The 18,139-nt window shown below is 66.8% G+C and carries 16 protein-coding genes; 8 read left to right on the forward strand and 8 right to left on the reverse strand.

The window, feature by feature from the left end; all coding sequences use genetic code 11:
• Positions 1-276: 276 nt before the first annotated feature.
• From ON22_RS14990 to ON22_RS15010, 5 genes are read right to left on the reverse strand one after another with little or no spacing between them, the layout of a single operon-like run.
• Positions 277-1,569: an acyl-CoA dehydrogenase family protein gene (locus ON22_RS14990; protein WP_033242648.1), complete on the reverse strand. Its 1,293-nt coding sequence runs from the start codon at positions 1,567-1,569 to the stop codon at positions 277-279.
• 36 nt (positions 1,570-1,605) lie between these two features.
• A complete protein-coding gene (locus ON22_RS14995) occupies positions 1,606-2,370 on the reverse strand; it encodes an SDR family NAD(P)-dependent oxidoreductase (protein ID WP_033242647.1) in 765 nt (254 codons plus the stop codon).
• Between the two features lie 34 nt (positions 2,371-2,404).
• Positions 2,405-3,166, reverse strand: coding sequence for an SDR family NAD(P)-dependent oxidoreductase (locus ON22_RS15000; RefSeq protein ID WP_033242646.1), 762 nt, complete (start codon positions 3,164-3,166; stop codon positions 2,405-2,407).
• A gap of 15 nt (positions 3,167-3,181) precedes the next feature.
• On the reverse strand, positions 3,182-4,360 hold the full coding sequence (locus ON22_RS15005) for a thiolase family protein (protein ID WP_033242645.1): 1,179 nt from the start codon (positions 4,358-4,360) through the stop codon (positions 3,182-3,184).
• A gap of 41 nt (positions 4,361-4,401) precedes the next feature.
• The gene (locus ON22_RS15010) at positions 4,402-5,892 is read right to left on the reverse strand and encodes a class I adenylate-forming enzyme family protein (protein ID WP_033242644.1); all 1,491 of its coding nucleotides are present in this window, start codon (positions 5,890-5,892) and stop codon (positions 4,402-4,404) included.
• Positions 5,893-6,129: 237 nt separating this feature from the next.
• Between ON22_RS15010 and ON22_RS15015 the strand changes: the two genes are divergently transcribed.
• Both ON22_RS15015 and ON22_RS15020 read left to right on the forward strand, forming a co-directional pair.
• On the forward strand, positions 6,130-7,176 hold the full coding sequence (locus ON22_RS15015; protein WP_033242643.1) for a phosphotransferase family protein: 1,047 nt from the start codon (positions 6,130-6,132) through the stop codon (positions 7,174-7,176).
• A 17-nt stretch (positions 7,177-7,193) separates the two neighbouring features.
• Complete coding sequence (locus ON22_RS15020) at positions 7,194-8,120, forward strand: enoyl-CoA hydratase (protein ID WP_033242642.1); 927 nt, start codon at positions 7,194-7,196, stop codon at positions 8,118-8,120.
• A gap of 273 nt (positions 8,121-8,393) precedes the next feature.
• On the opposite strand, the gene ON22_RS15025 is transcribed toward ON22_RS15020, so the two are convergent.
• Both ON22_RS15025 and ON22_RS15030 read right to left on the reverse strand, forming a co-directional pair.
• Positions 8,394-9,098, reverse strand: a complete 705-nt coding sequence (locus ON22_RS15025; protein ID WP_033242641.1) for a FadR/GntR family transcriptional regulator — start codon at positions 9,096-9,098, stop codon at positions 8,394-8,396.
• 232 nt (positions 9,099-9,330) lie between these two features.
• Complete coding sequence (locus ON22_RS15030) at positions 9,331-10,389, reverse strand: enoyl-CoA hydratase/isomerase family protein (RefSeq protein ID WP_033242997.1); 1,059 nt, start codon at positions 10,387-10,389, stop codon at positions 9,331-9,333.
• A gap of 329 nt (positions 10,390-10,718) precedes the next feature.
• Here ON22_RS15030 and ON22_RS15035 point away from each other — a divergent pair, with 329 nt between their 5' ends.
• The 5 genes from ON22_RS15035 (at position 10,719) to ON22_RS15055 (ending at position 15,537) form a co-directional block, all read left to right on the forward strand.
• Positions 10,719-11,159 (forward strand): MarR family winged helix-turn-helix transcriptional regulator, encoded by a 441-nt coding sequence (locus ON22_RS15035; RefSeq protein WP_033242996.1) that lies wholly within the window; start codon positions 10,719-10,721, stop codon positions 11,157-11,159.
• A gap of 96 nt (positions 11,160-11,255) precedes the next feature.
• On the forward strand, positions 11,256-11,702 hold the full coding sequence (locus ON22_RS15040) for a membrane protein (RefSeq protein WP_033242640.1): 447 nt from the start codon (positions 11,256-11,258) through the stop codon (positions 11,700-11,702).
• A gap of 72 nt (positions 11,703-11,774) precedes the next feature.
• A complete protein-coding gene (locus ON22_RS15045; protein WP_033242639.1) occupies positions 11,775-12,110 on the forward strand; it encodes a rhodanese-like domain-containing protein in 336 nt (111 codons plus the stop codon).
• Positions 12,111-12,226: 116 nt separating this feature from the next.
• Complete coding sequence (locus ON22_RS15050; RefSeq protein ID WP_033242638.1) at positions 12,227-13,306, forward strand: saccharopine dehydrogenase family protein; 1,080 nt, start codon at positions 12,227-12,229, stop codon at positions 13,304-13,306.
• 914 nt (positions 13,307-14,220) lie between these two features.
• Positions 14,221-15,537: a ferredoxin reductase family protein gene (locus ON22_RS15055; RefSeq protein WP_033242637.1), complete on the forward strand. Its 1,317-nt coding sequence runs from the start codon at positions 14,221-14,223 to the stop codon at positions 15,535-15,537.
• A gap of 170 nt (positions 15,538-15,707) precedes the next feature.
• On the opposite strand, the gene ON22_RS15060 is transcribed toward ON22_RS15055, so the two are convergent.
• A complete protein-coding gene (locus tag ON22_RS15060; protein ID WP_033242636.1) occupies positions 15,708-16,628 on the reverse strand; it encodes a universal stress protein in 921 nt (306 codons plus the stop codon).
• Positions 16,629-16,952: 324 nt separating this feature from the next.
• Between ON22_RS15060 and ON22_RS15065 the strand changes: the two genes are divergently transcribed.
• Positions 16,953-18,131, forward strand: a complete 1,179-nt coding sequence (locus tag ON22_RS15065; RefSeq protein ID WP_033242995.1) for a 3-ketosteroid-9-alpha-monooxygenase, oxygenase component — start codon at positions 16,953-16,955, stop codon at positions 18,129-18,131.
• The last annotated feature ends 8 nt before the right edge of the window (positions 18,132-18,139 follow it).

Consider the following 18,139-nt stretch of genomic DNA (forward strand, 5'->3'; position numbering starts at 1 on the left):
GAGTGACCACACGGCGCGACCGCAGGTACTTCGGTCGTGATCCACGTCACCGAAGCTGTGCATATCATTCGCCTGAATTAGCGTTAAGTCAAGATTTCATGCGAATCATTTGCCTTGACTACCTCGAGGTAGCTTCCGGCACACGCACCGATAGCGGGCCGAGTACCCGCCACCGATACGCTCCGCGGCAGCACCCTGATGCTGCCGACGACCGTGGCGGTCGCGCTGGTTCCCGGCCACCGGCCGGGGCACTCGGCCCGCTGACAAGCGGGTGTCCTAATCCGCGAGGGCGCTCAGTTCGGCCGCGAACTTCTCCCGGGCCTCGTCCTGAAGCGCCGGCAGGTGGTAGCTGGGGAACAGTCCGTCATGCGGTGTGGCGTCGCGCAGCAGCTGGCGGGCCAAACCGATCTTGTGGATTTCGGTGGCACCGTCCGCGAGACCCATGTGATACGCCTCGAAAAGCCATTTACCCAGCGGAAGTTCCTTGGATACGCCCAGCGAACCGTGCAGCTGTACGGCCCGCGAGGTCACGTCCAGCAACACCTTGGGCATCGCGGCCTTGACCGCCGCGATGTCCTTGATGACCTTCCGGTAGTCGTTCTCCTTGTCGATCCGCCACGCGGTACGCAACACCAGCAGCCGGAACTGTTCGAGCTGCAACCACGAATCGGCGATCATCTCCTGGACCAGCTGTTTATCGCCGAGCCGGCTGCCGCGCGTGGTCCGCGAGACGGCTCGTTCCAGCATCATGTCCAGCGAACGCCGCACCAGGCCGACCGTGCGCATGGCGTGATGGATACGACCACCACCCAGCCGGGTTTGCGCCACCTCGAACCCCTGCCCCACTCCGCCGAGGATGTGGTCCTTGGGGATCCGCACATCGGTCCAGCGGGTGTAGGCGTGGGTGCCGACTTCGTAATCGTGACCCCAGACGCCGGTATTGCGCACGATCTCCAGCCCCGGCGTCTCGGCCGGAACGATGAACTGCGACAGCCGCCGGTGCGGTTCGGCCTCGGGATCGGTCACGGCCATGACGATGAAGAAGGAGGCGAACCGCGCGTTCGAACCGAACCATTTCTCGCCGTTGATCACCCATTCGTCACCGTCGAGGACGGCGGTGGTCTCGAATTCGACGGGATTGGAACCGCCCTGCGGTTCGGTCATGGCATAACACGAAACGATTGTGTTCTCGATGAGCGGCGCGAGATACCGCTCCTTGAGTTCGGGCGTGCCGTAGTGCGCGAGGATCTCGGTATTGCCGGAATCGGGAGCCTGGCAGCCGAACACGATCGGCCCCGAGTGGGTGCGTCCGACGATCTCGTTGAGCAGAGCCAGTCTCAGTTGACCGTATCCCTGTCCGCCCAGTTCGGGCCCGAGATGTGTCGCCCACAGCCCTTTTTCACGAACCTTGTCCTGTAACGGCGGGATCAATTTCCGGCGCAACGGATCCTGCAGATCCCATGCATGGGTGATGACCTGGTCGATCGGCTCGACCTCCCGGGTGACGAATTCGTCGGCCCAGTCGAGCACCTGCTGGTACTCGGGGTCGGTCTCGAATCCCCAGCTCATATCCTGGTTCCTTTCTGAAAAGAGTTCTGCGCGCGGTCAGCGCATCGCGGTGCGGCCGCCGTCGACCGGGATGATCGCGCCGGAGGTGTAGGTGGAGCCCGGCCCCGCGAGGTAGAGCGCGGCGCCGACGATCTCGCCGGGATCACCCGCGCGGCCCAGCGGTAGCGCCTTCAGTTTCTCGGCGACCGCGTCCATATCCCAGGCCTTGCTGATATCGGTCAGGAACGGCCCGGCCATGATCGCGTTGACCCGCACCGCCGGCCCGTAGGCCTGCGCGAAACCCTTGGTCAGGATGTTCAGGCCGGCTTTGGCGGCCGCATACGGCAGGTCGTCGGGAGTGGGACGCTCCGAGGCGATCGAACTGATATTGATGATCGAACCGCCACCGGCGGCGGCCATCCGCGGCGCGATCAGGGTCGTCAGGCGGAACGCGCCTTTGAGGTTGACGTCGAAGACCTTGTCGAACAGCGCCTCCGAGATCTCCTCGAGGCTCGAGTACAGCGGCGACATCCCGGCGTTGTTGACCAGGACATCGACCGTGCCGAACTCCTCGTAGACGCGGGTGACCAGCTGGTCCTGCGCATCCCAGTCGCCGACGTGGCAGGCGACGGGCAGGGCCCGGCGGCCGGTGGCCGCCGTGACCTCTGCGGCCAATTTCTCGCAGCTGTCCAGTTTGCGGCTGACGATGACCGTATCGGCGCCGGCCCGCGCGAACGCGAGCACCATTTCGCGGCCGAGTCCGCGACTGCCGCCGGTGACCAGCGCGACCTTACCTTCCAGCGGAAGTTCCGGAGCCGTCATGGTTGTTCCTCCTTGTGGGGCGCGGGCGTCGCCATCAGCGCGGTGCCATCCGGATGGCACCGTCCAGCCGGACGACCTCACCGTTGAGCATGGGGTTGGACAGGATATGCGCGGCCAGCGAAGCGAATTCCCGCGGATCGCCCAGCCGGCCGGGATGAGGGGTCTGGGCGCCCAGCGAGGCTTTCGCCTCGTCGTTCAGGCCCGCCAGCAGCGGGGTGTTGAACAGTCCGGGCGCGATCGACACGACCCGGATCGCCAGCGAGGCCAGATCCCGGGCCAGCGGCAGCGTCATCCCGGCGACACCGGCTTTGGAGGCGGCATACGCGGCTTGGCCGATCTGGCCTTCGAAAGCGGCGACCGAGGCCGTCGTCACGATGACGCCGCGCTCCTCCCCGTCGACATCCAGCCGCGACATCCGTTCGGCGGCCAGCCGCACCACATTGAACGTGCCGATCAGGTTGATCGTGACAACCCGGGTGAACACGTCCAGCGGGAAAACACCCTGTCGGCCGACGACGCGCAATGACCGGCCGGTTCCGGCGCAGCTGACGACCGCACGCAGTTCACCGAATTCTGCGGCCGCGTCGAGCGCCGCCACCACCGCGGATTCGTCGGTGATATCGGCGGGCGTGAACAGGGCGTCCGGGCCGAGCTCCGCAGCGACCTCCGCCCCGTTCGAGGTCGGCAGATCGAGCAGGACGACTTTCCCGCCCTGATCGAGCACCTGCCGGGCGGTCGCCAGACCGAGCCCGGACGCGCCCCCGGTGACAAGGGTGACTTTGCCGTTGATGTCCACGTGTATGCCTTTCGGTCAGAGACGTTCGATGAGCAGGGCGTTGGCCATACCGCCGTGTTCGCACATGGTCTGCAGGCCGTAGCGGCCGCCGATGCGTTCCAGTTCGCCCACCATGGTGGCCAGCAGGCGTACACCCGACGCCCCGATCGCGTGGCCGAGCGAGATGGCGCCGCCGGCGGGGTTGAGCCGGGCCGGGTCGGCATGGAATTCCCGTGCCCACGCCAGCGGTACGGACGCGAATGCCTCGTTGACCTCGTAGACATCGATCTCGTCGAGGGTGCGGCCAGTGCGGTCGAGAAGTTTGCGGGTCGCGGGGATCGGCGCAGTGAGCATGTAGAGCGGGTCGTCGCCGGCGACTGTGAAGTCGACGAAGCGGGCGCGTGGGGTGAGCCCCAGTTGCGCGGCCTTTTCCTCCGACATGATCAGAGTAGCGGCGGCTGCATCGGTGAGCGGCGAAGAGTTGCCCGGCGTGATCATCCAGGCCAGGCCGGGGAAACGCCGGTCCGAGTCCTCGGAGTGGAACGAGGCTCGCAGCTTGCCCAGGCTTTCGAGAGTGGTTGCCGCGCGGATCGTTTCGTCGGTCTCGTGCGTGCCACCCGGTACCGGCACGGGGACGATCTCACGGCCGTAATGCCCGGCAGCAGCGGCTGCCGCGGCCCGCCGATGCGATTCCTGGGCGTACCGATCGACATCGTCGCGTGTCAGCTCGTACTTCTGTGCCACCAGTTCGGCGGCCACCCCCTGGCCGATCCAGCCCTCGGGGTACCGCTGGGCGAGCCCCGCCCCGACCAGATCCCGGCCCATCGGTGCGGTACCCATCGGCACCCGGCTCATCGATTCCACCCCGCAGGCGATCGCCACCTCGTAGGAGCCTGCCAGCACGCCCTGCGCCGCGAAATGCACTGCCTGCTGGCTCGAACCGCAGGCGCGGGTCACCGTGGTGGCCGGGGTGGATTCGGGCAGACCCGCCGCCAGCGCGGCGGAGCGGGTGATATTGCCGGCCTGTTCCGCGGCCTGGCTTACACAGCCGCCGATGACATCGTCGATGAGGACGGGGTCGATATCGTTCCGCGTCACCAGCGACCGCAGTACCTCGGCCAGCAGATCGATCGGGTGGATATCGGACAGGGCGCCACCGGCCTTGCCCTTACCCGACGCCGAACGGACGACGTCGACGAGCACGGCACTACGCATGGATCCTCCAGAGGGATGTGGAACAGATGATGAGCGAACGGTCAGTTCGGGACCGGCGCGGTGACCTGCGCGACGAGATCACGGCGCACCAGTTTCCCGGTGGGCGTCTTGGGCAGCTCGTCCACGAACACGACCTCGTCGGGCGTCCGCGAGCCCCGCAGGCGTTCGCGGCACCAGGTCCGGATGGCGGTGGTATCGGCGTGTCCGGGCCCGGCCGGCACGATCACCGCGCAGATCCGCTCACCCCATTCGTCGTCCGGTACGCCGATAACGGCGACCTCGCGCACATCATCGTGGTGGACCAGCACATCCTCGATTTCGGCCGGGGCGATGTTCTCGCCGCCGCGGATGATGGTGTCGTCGGCGCGGCCGCCGATATAGAGGTAGCCGTCCTCGATCCGGGCGCGGTCGCGGGTCGGGAACCAGCCGTCGGCATCCAGCGCCGATCCCTTGCCCATATATTCGCCGCTGACCTGCGCACCCCGCACCCACAGCAGACCGGTCTCGCCCGGGGACAGCACGGCGCCGTCCTCGTCCCGGATCTCGGCCTCCATACCCGGAACCACCCGGCCCACCGACGACAGCCGCCCGCGCAGCGACGGATCTGCCATTGCCTCGCGATGGTCGTCGGGACCCAGCACCGCGATGGTCGAACTGGTTTCTGTCAGCCCGTAGGCGTTGACGAACCCGGTCGCCGGGAAGGCCTGGAGCGCCCGCTCGAGAACGGGTTGCGGCATCCGCGCACCGCCGTAGGCCAGTGACACCAGGTTCGGTGCGTCGCCGGGAGCGCCGTCCAGATGCTCGACGACGCGGGCGAGCATGGTCGGCACCACCATGGCACTGGTGATCCGCTCGCCGCGGACGATATCGAGCCAGCCCTGCGGCGTGAAGTCGGGCAGATGCACCATCCGCCGGCCGGCGTAGACATTGCTGAGCACGGCACCCATTCCGGCGATGTGGTAGGGCGGCGTGCTGACCAGTGTCGCGTCGTCCTCGGCGGCGGAGCCGAATTCCACGGTATTGAGGAGATAGGACAGCAGATGCTGGTGGCGCAGCAGCACACCTTTGGGGGCAGAGGTGGTGCCGCTGGTGAACAGCACGATGGCAGTGGCGTCGTCGGGGGCCGGTTCGGTGCTGCCGGGGTCGGCAGCTCGGGCCAGGTCGAGGAACTCGGCGCTGGTCAGCACCGTCTCGGCGGCGCCGGCGAGGGTGTCCCGGTACGCGGGGTCGGCGACGATCAGCGGTCGTTCCAGTTGCCCGACGAGATCGCGCAGCTGATCGGCCGCCAGCCGGTAGTTCATCGGCGCCAGCGGGACCCCGGCGCGGGCGGAGGCGAAGGTCAGCACCGGCAGTACCGGGCCGTTGACGCCCACGAACGCCAGATGCGCGGCGCCGTATCGGGCCAGGACCGCCGCGCCACCGGAGGCCACGTCGCTGAGTTCCTGATAGGTCATACCCGCATCACGCCGTCCGAGCGCGAGCCGCTCGGGATGGACCGATGCGGCCATGTCCAGAACCATTTCGATACCCATTGCACCACCTGGTGAGAACGCTTGGATTGTTGATGTGCACCCGAGGTGCCGAGCCACGCGCGGCAGGAAGCTTTCGGGCCCGTCGCGGCTAACGATAACAACTATGCGCCGGAATATGAAAGAAATCATGACAATGGTTCGTAGGAATGTGTAGGCTCCGGTAGGTGGGTGCCTCCGGTCGCTGCGTGCGACGGCACCCCCGTCACACGTCACACAGGGAAGGCATGAGGTGGATCGATGAGGGATCAGGACCCGGTGGACGTCACCGCACTGACGTCATGGCTCGACCGCAACGAGGTGGGCACCGGGCCCGTCACCGATATCGTCCCGCTGACCGGAGGCACCCAGAACATCCTGGTGAAATTCACCCGGGACGGCACCGACTACGTGTTCCGGCGCCCGCCGCTGCACAAACGCGGCAACAGCGACGAGACGATGCGCCGGGAGGCACGCCTGCTCGCCGCGCTCGCGGGTAGCGACGTACCCCACCCCCGCCTCGTCGCCGCCTGCGACGACCTGGACGTCATGGGTTGCGTTTTCTTCGTCATGGCGGCGGTCGAGGGTTTCACCGCCACCACCGAGATCCCCGAACCGCACGTCTCGTCCACCGATATGCAGCGTGCGATGGGGCTGTCCATGGTCGACAGCGTGGCGGCGCTCGGGTCGATCGATCCGGCCGTACTCGGCGAAGCCCAGCTCACCCGCGCCAACGGCTGGCCGGACCGGCAGGTCGGCCGCTGGCGGCACCAGCTCGACTCCTATCACGAACTCGACGGGTGGCCCGGTCCCGAACTGGACGGGGTGGACGAGATCGGCCGCTGGCTGGACGCGCACCGGCCCGCGGCGTGGCGCAAGGGAATCATTCACGGCGACTACCACTTCGGCAATGTCATGTTCCGGCGCGACCGGCCGGCCGTGGCCGCTGTCGTCGACTGGGAACTGGGCACCGTCGGCGATCCCCTGCTCGACCTCGGCCACCTCCTCGCGACCTGGCCCGACCCCGACGAAACCCGTACGGTCGGACTCGCCCGGCATCTCGAGGGGCTCCCCGGCCGCGACGAGCTCATCGCCCGCTACGCCGCTGTCAGCGGCCGGGATATGACCGACTTCGACTGGTACCAGGTCCTGGCCTGCTACCGGCTCGCCATCATCCTCGAAGGCACCCATGCGCGCGCCTGCGCCGGAAAGGCCGATACCACGCTCGGCCGCCGCTTCCACGGTGTCGCGCAGGCACTTCTCGATCAAGCCCGCGGGCTGGCCCGGACGCCGTCCGGATCCGCCTGACCAGAAAAGGATTCACGATGACCGAAGCTGTGCTCGACCCCGCCACCCCCGTGGACTACCGGTATCTGCGCTACGAAACACACGACGACGGCGCGATCGTGCGGATCGTGCTGAACCGCCCGAAATACCGCAATGCCCAGAACCGTGGACTACTCGTGGAACTCACCCACGCCTTCCTCCGGGCGGAAGCCGACGATACGGTGCGGGTGGTGATCCTCGCGGGCGAGGGGCCCGTATTCTCCTCGGGCCACGACCTCGGTAGCTCCCAATACCGAGCCGAACGTGAACCCGGACCCGATCAGCACTGGTCGTTCACCTGCACCGGCGCCACCCACGACGCCGTCGAATCCCGTTTCCACCAGGAGTGGCACTACTTCTACGAGAACACCCGGCGGTGGCGCAAACTCCGCAAGATCACCATCGCCGAGGTGCACGGCAACGTCTTCTCCGCTGCCCTCATGCTGGCCTGGTCCTGCGATCTCATCGTCGCCGCGCAGGGCACCCGGTTCGCCGATGTCGTCGCCACCCGGCTGGGCGTTTGCGGTGTCGAATACTTCGGTCACCCTTGGGAATTCGGCCCGCGCAAGGCCAAGGAGCTCCTGCTCACCGGGGACAGCCTCGATGCCGAGGACGCGCTCGCGCTGGGGATGGTGAACAAGATCTTCCCGGCCGGTGAGCTCGGCGAGAACACCCTGGAATTCGCCCGCCGGATCGCGCGAGTGCCCAGCATGGCGGCCCTGCTGGTGAAGGATTCGGTGAATCAGAGTCAGGACGCGATGGGCTTCACCACCGCGCTCGACGCCTGCTTCTCCATCCACCAGCTCAATCACGCGCAGTGGACGCATCTGTCGGGCGGTAAGACTCCGGTCGGCACCCCGGAATACGGGCTGCCCGATTGGAAGTCGGCGCCGCCGGTCGAACGGGCGGATCCCTATCGCCCCTGACCGGATGGGCGCTCCCCGCGGTACCGGATCGTCCGGTCCCGCGGGAGACCGCCCGAGCATCGGCCAGAAGAGTCAGAGATGTTGCGCCACAGCATCTTTCAGACTTCGAGAAATCGAGGGCCGAGCGGGCGCTGCCTTCGACTCGTGCACACCGGACACCAGCGTCGGGATTCGATCGGCACCGGACAGTGCCCGAGAATTCGCTCCGATGACCGGGGTACTTCGATTACTCCTCTTCCGACGCCATGGATCTCGCCGCGGCCCATCGGTCGATCAGCCGCGGGATCCCCAGGCGATCGGGGTATCGAGGACCTCTGGGTAGTTCTTCTCCTCGTACCGCCAGATAGCGTCGATATGTTCCTCCATCGCGGCAAGTGCCGCACCGGCATCCCCCGCGGCCACCGCGTTGTAGATCTTCTCGTGGATATCGCAGGTCGCGACGCGGTGACGTTCCGGATACTCCATCCCCACCGCGGAGCCGTCGAGCATATCCAGCAGCGCGTGGATCAGATAGCCGAACAGCGCGTTCCCGGAACCCTGCGCGATGGTGTCGTGGAAGACCCGGCTCATCTCGACGAAGATCTCCTCGTCGTCGATGTGCTCACGCATATGGTCCACCGAATGTTTCAGAGTGGCGAGTTGTTCTTCGCTGATCCGGTCGGCGGCGAGCCGGGCCATCATCGGTTCGAGCGCCGTACGGGCCTCGACGATGGTCCGGAACGGTGCATTCTCGAATTGCAGCAGTAGCGTGATCGCGGTCTGCAGACCCATACCGTCGGGTTGCTGCACGATCGGGCCGCCACCGGGGCCGGGTTTGAGAGCGATAACGCCCTGGAGTTCCAGGAACCGCAACGATTCCCGCAATGTTCCCCGGCCGATCTCGTACTCCTCGAGCATCAACCGCTCCGGTGGCAGCTTGTCACCGACCTTGTTGCCGCGTTTGTTGATGCCCTCGACAATGCGCTGTGCGACCAACATCGCGGTCTTCTGTGGACGAAGCCCTGGCTGTCCCACTACACGTACCTCCATACGGTCAGGCCGCTCCCCTGCAACCACTGGAGTTCGAGCCCCGACAATCTATGATTATGTTTACCTCATTTTGAGGCCGAACACCATCCCGAATCGCCTCGTGTCCACCATGCGCCCCGCGGACCGTGTCGACAGCGCCACAGTCCGATGAGAGCGGCGCGATGGTCCCGCCTCCACCGGCCTACTGTCCGCCTTCGATCTCGTCGACGAGCCCCCATTCGAGTGCGCACTGCGGACCCACTGCGACGCCGGTGACGAACAGGTGCAGCGCCCGCCATCGTCCGATCCGCCGGGGGACGCTCACGGTGCCGCCGGCCCCGGGGATCAACCCCATCGCCACCTCGGGCAGTCGGATCACGGTATCCGGGGCGGCGACGATATGCCCGGCGAATGCGGAGATCTCGATCCCGGCGCCCACACAATGGCCGTGCAACCGGACCTCGGTGCGTTCCGCCAGCCGGGCCATCAACCGGGCGGCCCCGCCGCGGGTCCGGATCTGATGAGCGGTCGCGGTATCGGGTGTGTGGCCGAATTCGTCGAGATCCCCGCCGGAGCAGAACGATGCACCGGCACCGTCGAGCACGATCCGGCCGAACGTGCCGGCGAGCAGCGCCGTGCGCAACGCCTCGACCAGGGCATCACGGAGTGCCGTGCCGTAGGCGTTACGCCGCTCCGGGCGGTTCAAGGTGATACGGAGCGTATCGCCGTCCGCGGTGAGCAGAACCGGATCGGTTTCGGGCGGCGGCGGTAGCGGACGACCCAGCCGGCGGCGTTCCTCCAGCCAGCGGCCGAATTCCGGGCCACCCTGGAGCGTCGAGTAGGCGAAGGACTCCATATCGATGGCCGCCGGCCCCGGCAGCCCCTCCGAAGCGCGCACCACCTGCGCGGCGAAACTCGCCGCCTGTGGATATCGCCGGACACAGTCGGCGAACTCGGCGACCGCCCGCGGCACGTCGTCGGTGACAACGACCGCCCGGTCCGCCGGATCCGCGGCCGCCGCATAGGTCAGGTCCAGGGCAGCAGTCAACGGCCCGAGTTCCGCGGCGATATCGCCGGAACAGAATCCGACCGCCGGTCCGCCCAGCGCCACAATCCGCGCGGCGGCCGCAGCCGCGGTCGCCCCATCGATACCGTCGAGATCGACCAGCAGCAGCGGCTCGAGCAGAGTCGCCGCGTCCAGGGCGAATTCACCGCCGGTCCCGTCGGCCAGTTCCGCCGCGCCGAGGGTGCGTACTTCGATTCCCAAACCACCCTCCTGGCCGCGTATTCCGAATCCGGCTGCGCCGGGCCGCCGGTGATTCCGGCGCACCTGAATCTATCGGACGCACCACAACGACCAATCGCCTACGGGCGGGCGGCCATACCCGACGCGCCGGGTGGAACACGAAATCCGCCAGGTCGGTGCCGCGGAAAAGGCCGGTAGGCCGACCGGAATCGAGTAGCCGGATCATTCGGCGACCGGACGGTGCACTCCGGCGCAGGCCGGGACGTATCCGCCCCGCGCACCGAAGACCTGCACACAGGGCACCTGCGAGCGGTCAACCGGGTCGGGTGCGCGAAACTGAGGTGGTGAGTACCGACAACGACCGGACACCGCCGGTGACCAGCGCTTCGATCATCGTACTGACGCTGGCGCGGCGGGTGGAGAGCGAACTCAACGCGGGACTGGCCGCTCTGGATCTCACTGTTGGGCGGTTGGGTCTGCTCGGACATATCTCCGGTGTCCCAGGGGCCTCGTTCAGCGAACTGGCGCGGATGTCGGGGATCAGCGTGCAGAGCGCGCATACGGCGGTGAAGGCACTGGTCGCCGCGGGACTCGTCCGCGACCGCACCGCCCGCGCGGGGTCGGCGTCGGCGATCGAACTCACCGCGGACGGTGAGCGCCTGCTGCGGACTGCCCAGGAGGTGGTCACGGAGGTGGACGAGCGACTGTTCGGTGCGGCGGCCGACCCGGTTCAGCGCCGGATCGGTACCGCCGTCGTGGATGCGTTTCGCGGGATGGGGACCTGACACCGGTAGATCGAGAGGTGCGACGCAGGTAACCTTCAGCTTGCCTGAAAGGCTGCTAAGCTTCAGCCAGCCTGAAGGTTGAGAGAGAGCTTGCCCATGCACCAATTGCTGTTGTCGGTCCACGTCCTGGCGGCCATCATCTTCGTCGGCGGTTCCGCCGTAGCTACCAGCCTGTTCCCCCGCTACGCACCGTCGACCGCGACCACCGGACCGGTATCGGAGCGCTCCCCCGCCGTCGCCGCCGTCTTACACCGGATCACCGGCACCTACGCCCGACTGGCCCTGATCGTCCCGGTCGTCGGCATAATTCTCGCCGCCTTACAGGGACGGTTGGGCGAAATCTGGATCACCGTGGCCATCATTCTCACCGGCTGTGCGGCCGCGATCATCACGATGATCATCCACCCGATACAGCGCGAGGCCATGGCGGTTCCGGACGATGGCACCCGGCTGCGGGCCCTGGGCATGCTCACCGGTCTCTACAACATGCTGTGGCTGATCGTCGTCGTCCTGATGATCGTCCGCCCCGGCGCACACGCCTGACCGTCGAAGCCGGCGGCCGCACCGTCGTCCGGCCGGTCATTGCCCGACTCCACGAACCGAGGACCTGTCCGTATGAGTATTCGTCATTACCTGTATCGCGCACCCTCCCTGTCCGCAACGGAAGCGATCGAAGCCGTCCGATCCGGCGCCCTCATCGTCGATGTCCGCCGCGGCTTCGAATGGCAGCGGACCCGGATTCCCGGCGCGGTCCACCTGCCCCTGGAGCAATTGACGGACAAGTGCGCCGAACTGCCCGGCGATCGACTGCTGATCACCTTCTGCACCGGCGGCCTGCGGTCCTACGGCGCCGCCAACCTACTGATCGAGTACGGCTTCGAGGCCAAGAACATGTCGGGTGGACTGATCGACTGGCGGGCCGCCGGTGGATCACTGGAGCCGGGGCAATGACGTATCCGGCCACGCGTGCGGGCGGTCCACTGCGGGCCGGCCGTGCCGACGTAGTGTCGTGCGTACCACGGTGATATCGCACCCCCGACCGATGGACAGAACGGAAGTACCAGCAAATGCCGAAGATCGTGCTGTTCGGAGCCACCGGCTACACCGGTCGCCTGATCGCGCAGGCGCTGACCGCCCGCGGCACTGCGCCCGTACTCGCCGGCCGCAACGCCGATTCCCTCGCGAAGCTCGCCACCGAGGTCGGCGGCGCGGATACCGCGGTGGCCGATGTGACCGACCCCGCCTCGGTCCGTGCGCTTCTGGGCCGAGGCGATGTGCTGATCTCGACGGTGGGCCCGTTTCTGCGTTACGGAAAACCCGCACTGGCCGCGGCTCTCGCGGCGGGCGCGCACTATTTCGACTCCACCGGAGAAGGCCCGTTCATCCGCACGGTGTTCGACCACGACGACGAAGCCCGGCGGGCGGATACCGCCCTGCTCACCGCCTTCGGATTCGATTATGTGCCGGGCAATCTGGCCGCGGCTCTCGCGCTGGCCGAGGCCCCGGAGGCCGTTCGCGCCGATATCGGTTATTTCATCGCCGACCCCGGCACGAGCGGTGGTACCCGCGCATCCATGGCGGGCATGCTGTTCGAAGACGGTTTCGCCCTGCGCGACGGCCGGGTCGTGCCGCAGCGAACAGCCGCGCGGGTGCGCCATTTCGAGGTCGAGGGGCGTACTCGCACCGCGGCGTCGGTGCCGGGTTCGGAGCATTTCGCGTTGGCCCGATCGTATCCGCAGCTCCGCGAAGCAGATGTCTATCTCGGCCTTCCCGGGCCTGCCGCCCACGGCCTGCGGGCGACCTCACTGATCACCGCCACGATTGCCCGCGTGGAACCCGTGAAGCAGTTGGCCGAAACTGCGCTGACCCGTGTCGTCAAAGGTTCGACCGGCGGCCCGGCGCCCGCCGCCCGTGCCCGCACCCGCACCTGGGCGGTCGCGGACGTATCCGATGCCAGGGGCGGCAATCGAGCGTCGGTGACGCTCGCCGGCGTGGACCCCTACGACTTCACCGCCGCGATCCTCGCCTGGGGCGCCCGGACCGCGCTCGACGGCGGTCTGCTCGGCACCGGCGCTCTCGGCCCCGTCGAGGCGTTCGGCCTCGATCAACTGACCGCCGGCGCCGCGGAGGCCGGCCTGACCCGATAATCCGGCGAAACCCGAGTATCAGGCCGCTTCACCGGCCGTGGCGCGCTTCGGTACGGCGACCACGGACCGGCGACAGCGTCCTCGTTACTCGGTTGGCAGTATCTTTGCTGCTCAGGTAAACGACGCCTCCTTTCTTCAGATGATGATGCCCAGCAGGCCCCACGCGAGGCTCAGGGCCGCTCCCGCGGCCGCCGAGCCGAGGCCGATAACCGCACTCATGCCGTTCCTCTCTTCCTCCGACGAAACATTCGAATTGTTCTCCGGCTGAGAAATCGCTCGAAACGACGAGGCCCCGCGAAACCTTGGGCGGTGATATTCGGAAAACTGTGTCCGGCAGAGCCATCGTCCGGATGGGTCCCCGTTTCAGGGAAGTTCCCGTGTGCAGATTAGCACCTCACAAAGACCACGTCAGCACCTCGTTTCACCGAACCACACTCGCGTGAAAAGTTTTTCGTTGCTCCCGCGCGCATATGCACCCCCACCACGGCAATCCGTCGCCCGAAACACGGTTCCTTGCAATGAGCTCACATTTGCACGGCAACAGCCGCGAGGGTTATCAGAACTGTTAGCTGCCCTCCTCCAGCACATAACGAACCGGATGACAGGGCCGGGGGCAGAATCTTATCTTCATCGAACTCCGAGCATCTTTCGGATATCAACCGCCGAATTGTGATGCTCGGCGAAAAAGCGCGGGATCCCCGTAGCCTCACCTTTTCCCAACTATCGGCGACAGGTACACGTAGACGTTTTCGAGATTCAGCTCTCGCCACCCGAGACCGGCGGCCGCGCAAACGGAATCCGTACCGCAGTCCTTGCGTGGCGCAGCGCACGGAGCACCCTGCGCATCATAGAATTCGCCGAGCTGATTCCGGGTTTCGCTGACATCGGTCGAGTCGAACCACCAGGAGGACGAGTTGTCGCTGATCGCTCGCGGTATAGCGTGGTTCGGGCTGTATCTGGCGGCCGCGATCGTCCCGCTGGTATTCGCCGCGATCGGTGTCGCCGACGCCGATCGCGGGTTCCTGACGGAATTCTCGGTCGCCCTGGGCTTCGTCGGAATGTCGATGCTGGGCCTGCAATTCGCGCTGGTTGCCCGGTTCCGGGCCGTCGCGGCGCCGTTCGGGGAGGACGCGCTGGTGCAATTCCACCGGCAGGTGTCCTATGTGGCGCTGGCGTTCATCCTCGCCCATCCGGTGCTGCTGCAGATCGCGGGTACCGACATCATCGGTCTGCTGAACCTGGTGCAGGCTCCGCCGCGAGCGCGGTTCGCGGTCGCGGCGACAGTCCTGCTGCTGATCCTGATCGCCACCTCCGTCTGGCGCAAACGCCTGCGTATCCGCTACGAGATCTGGCAGATCTGCCACGGCCTGCTGTCCGTGCTGGTCGTCGCCTGCGCGCTCGCCCATATGTTCCTCGTCGACTACTACCTCGATGCGGTATGGAAGAAATGGTTGTGGGCACTGATGACACTCGCATTGGTGCTACTGCTGGTGTGGGTTCGCATAGTCGAACCGATGCTCCGGTTACGCCGGCCCTGGCGGATCGAGCAGGTCACCGCCGAACGGGGTAACGCCCATACGCTCGGCCTGGCGCCGGTGGGTCATGACGGATTCCGATTCCAGCCGGGTCAGTTCGGATGGCTCGTGGTGGACCGTGCGCCGTTCTCGATCACCGCGCATCCGTTCTCCTTCTCCTCCAGCGCCGAGGAACACCGGCGAGTGGAGATGACGATCAAGGCGCTGGGCGATTTCACCTCGACCGTCGGCGATATCCCGGCGGGTACGCGCGCCTACATCTCCGGTCCGCACGGCGTCTTCACGCCCGACCGCAACGAAGGCCCCGGATTCGTGCTGATCGCGGGCGGTATCGGCATCACCCCGATGGCGAGCATCCTGCGGACCATGGCGGACCGCGAAGATCGCCGCCCGGTCCTGCTTTTCCATGCCGTCCGCACCCTGTCCGAAGCCACCCTGGACGACGAGGTCCGGGCATTGGAGCAGCGGCTGGATCTCACGGTGGTGCGGGTTCCGGAGCGGCCGCCCGCCGGTTGGTCCGGCGAACACGGTTATCTCGATCGCGCCGTACTGGCCCGGCATCTGCCGGCCGGGTATCCGCGGAGGCAGTATTTCGCGTGCGGGCCCGGCCCCATGGTCACCGCCGTGGAAAATGCCCTGGCAGACCTCGGTGTTCCCGCCGAACGCCTGCACACCGAACGATTCGACTTCGTCTGAACGGGGCCGCCATGCGACACGTCTACACCACCCGCGCTGTTCTCGCGATCACCGTGATGCTGCTGGCAGCCTCCGCGTGGTTCGCCCTCGCCACCGGCTGACCGCCCCTGTCCGGACAATCACCGCCGCGCCGCCCTACACCCCGGCCGCGCGGTGAGCACCGGCGACGGTCAGTTGCCGGGTCCGCGATAGACGATGAGCGGCCGCTGGGCCCGGTGTAGCAGGTTCTGTGTCGTGGAACCGAGCAGCGCGCCGCGCAGACGCCCCCGCCCTTTGTGGCCGACGATCAGCATCTGCCCCTCGTCGAGCGCCCGCAGCAGTTCGCGGACGGCCGAACCGCGCCGGGACCGCTCCTCGACGGCGACACCGGGGAATTTCTCCCGGTACGGCGCGACGATCGTCGACAGTATCCCGGCCTCCGAGCGGGCGATGGTCTCCCAATCGACGGTCATCGCGGTCGGTCCGAACACCTGCATCGCCGTGGGAACGGAATCCCCGGCCGCCGCGCTGTCGGTCCAGGTTCGTACGGGTACCACCGGAACAGCGAACAGCTGCGCCCAGGCGAAGGCGAGTTCGGTCGCCCCGGCCGACAGCGGACTGCCGTCGCAACCCACCACGATCGGCCGATCGTCCGGCGACGGATGTCCGGGGTCACCGCGCCATACCGCCACCGGACAGTGCGCCTGATCGACCACCCGCAGTGCCGTCGAGCCGAGAATCCACCGTTCGACCGCCCCGGCGCCGGTCGCACCGATAACGATCATCGCTGCGCCCCGGGCCGCTTTCAGTAATCCTGTGGCGGGCGGTTCACTGTCCGCGATCGAGGTCAGCTCTATTCCGGGTGCCGACCGGCGCACCGCGTCTTCGGCGGTGGTCAGCAGCTCCGAGCGATACGCGCGGTACCGCTCGGCCAGCTCGCCGGGGGTCATCGCGATCTCGGGCATCGGGCCGGGAGCAGGGGAAGAATGCACCAGGTGCAGCGGCAGGGCGAGCTTCCGGGCGAACGCGGTCGCCCATTCGGCGGCGGCCAGTGAGGTCTCGGATCCGTCGACGCCGACCACGATGTGGTCGCCCGCGGGGATTGGCTGCATCCGTCCTACCTTCCGTTCAGCATGGCGCGATCACTCTCCGATGACGATTCCCGGTCGAACGCCCCCAACCGGCCGGCGGGCCGATCCCCGGTCACAGGATAGGAGCCACTCCGTCCCTGGAGGCCGGTCGACACGCTGCGCACGGATCGCGGCGAATCCGCGGCCCGCAGCCGGGCCCCTCGGCTGCCGTCGCCGGCAAGACATCGCGGATAGGAGCCCGCGACGAAACCAGCCCACTGACTGGGACCTCACCCCGCACTGAGCGCCGGCCCGCGTCACCATCAGGCGCAGACACACAACTCTGGTGGGAACATGGAGGTTCCGATGCCGGCTCACGCACCGAATGGGGAAACCCAGCACGGCGACGAGGAATTCAGGCAGATCGAAGCGGCCGCGGCCCCGACCCGGTTCGCCCGCGGCTGGCACTGCCTGGGTCTGGCGAAAACGTTCCGGGACGGCCGACCGCACGAGGTCAAAGCGTTCGGCACCACCCTCGTGGTGTTCCGGTCCGAATCCGACGACACATTGCATGTGATCGACGCGTACTGCCGCCATATGGGCGGAAATCTCGCACAGGGCACAGTCAAAGGCGATTCCATCGCCTGCCCGTTCCACGACTGGCGCTGGGGCGGCAACGGCAAATGTACGGGGATTCCGTATGCCCGCCGGGTGCCGCCGCTGGCGAAGACCCGGGCCTGGCCGACGCTGGAACGCAACGGCCAGCTCTTCGTCTGGAACGATCCGCAGGGCAGCAAACCCACCGATGAGGTGACGATTCCGCAGATCGACGGGTACGGCACGGCCGAGTGGACCGATTGGACCTGGAACACCTTGCTGGTCGAGGGGTCACACTGCCGTGAGATCGTGGACAACGTGGTGGATATGGCCCACTTCTTCTACGTTCACTATTCCTTCCCGCGGTACTTCAAGAACGTTTTCGAAGGCCATGTGGCCACGCAGTACATGCGGTCCACACCGCGCGGCGATATCAATGTCGGCACCAATTACGACGATCCGGACTCCTCGCTGCGTTCGGACGCCTCGTATTTCGGCCCGTCCTACATGATCGACTGGCTGTGGAACGAGGCCGGTGGCAGGACGATCGAAACGGTGCTGATCAACTGCCACTATCCGGTCAGCTCGAACTCGTTCGTGCTGCAGTACGGCGCCATGGTGAAGAAGCCGGAGGGTATGTCGGACGCGGATGCCGACGCGATGGCGGCGCAGTTCGCCCGCGGTGTCGAGGTGGGTTTCGAGCAGGATGTCGAAATCTGGAAGAACAAGGCACCTATCGACAACCCGTTGCTGTCCGAAGAGGACGGTCCGGTGTATCAGCTGCGTCGCTGGTACAAGCAGTTCTACGTCGATGTCGAGGACATCACCGAGGATATGACCAAGCGGTTCGAGTTCGAGATCGATACCGAACGCGCGGTCACCAGCTGGGAGGCCGAGGTCGCCGCCAATATCGCCCGTGGCGCCGTGGTCGACACCACCACCCGGTAGCCACACCG

The sequence above is a fragment of the Nocardia carnea NBRC 14403 genome, from assembly GCF_000308515.1.
Lineage (GTDB): Bacteria > Actinomycetota > Actinomycetes > Mycobacteriales > Mycobacteriaceae > Nocardia > Nocardia carnea.

What these genes read in the sequence shown, in the direction of transcription:
- ON22_RS14990 (WP_033242648.1), bottom strand. Translation starts at nt 1,569, where the DNA reads ATGAGCTGGGGATTCGAGACCGACCCCGAGTACCAGCAGGTGCTCGAC.
- ON22_RS14995 (WP_033242647.1), bottom strand. Translation starts at nt 2,370, where the DNA reads ATGACGGCTCCGGAACTTCCGCTGGAAGGTAAGGTCGCGCTGGTCACC.
- ON22_RS15005 (WP_033242645.1), bottom strand. Translation starts at nt 4,360, where the DNA reads ATGCGTAGTGCCGTGCTCGTCGACGTCGTCCGTTCGGCGTCGGGTAAG.
- ON22_RS15010 (WP_033242644.1), bottom strand. Translation starts at nt 5,892, where the DNA reads ATGGGTATCGAAATGGTTCTGGACATGGCCGCATCGGTCCATCCCGAG.
- ON22_RS15015 (WP_033242643.1), top strand. Translation starts at nt 6,130, where the DNA reads ATGAGGGATCAGGACCCGGTGGACGTCACCGCACTGACGTCATGGCTC.
- ON22_RS15020 (WP_033242642.1), top strand. Translation starts at nt 7,194, where the DNA reads ATGACCGAAGCTGTGCTCGACCCCGCCACCCCCGTGGACTACCGGTAT.
- ON22_RS15025 (WP_033242641.1), bottom strand. Translation starts at nt 9,098, where the DNA reads ATGTTGGTCGCACAGCGCATTGTCGAGGGCATCAACAAACGCGGCAAC.
- ON22_RS15040 (WP_033242640.1), top strand. Translation starts at nt 11,256, where the DNA reads ATGCACCAATTGCTGTTGTCGGTCCACGTCCTGGCGGCCATCATCTTC.
- ON22_RS15045 (WP_033242639.1), top strand. Translation starts at nt 11,775, where the DNA reads ATGAGTATTCGTCATTACCTGTATCGCGCACCCTCCCTGTCCGCAACG.
- ON22_RS15050 (WP_033242638.1), top strand. Translation starts at nt 12,227, where the DNA reads ATGCCGAAGATCGTGCTGTTCGGAGCCACCGGCTACACCGGTCGCCTG.
- ON22_RS15060 (WP_033242636.1), bottom strand. Translation starts at nt 16,628, where the DNA reads ATGCAGCCAATCCCCGCGGGCGACCACATCGTGGTCGGCGTCGACGGA.
- ON22_RS15065 (WP_033242995.1), top strand. Translation starts at nt 16,953, where the DNA reads ATGCCGGCTCACGCACCGAATGGGGAAACCCAGCACGGCGACGAGGAA.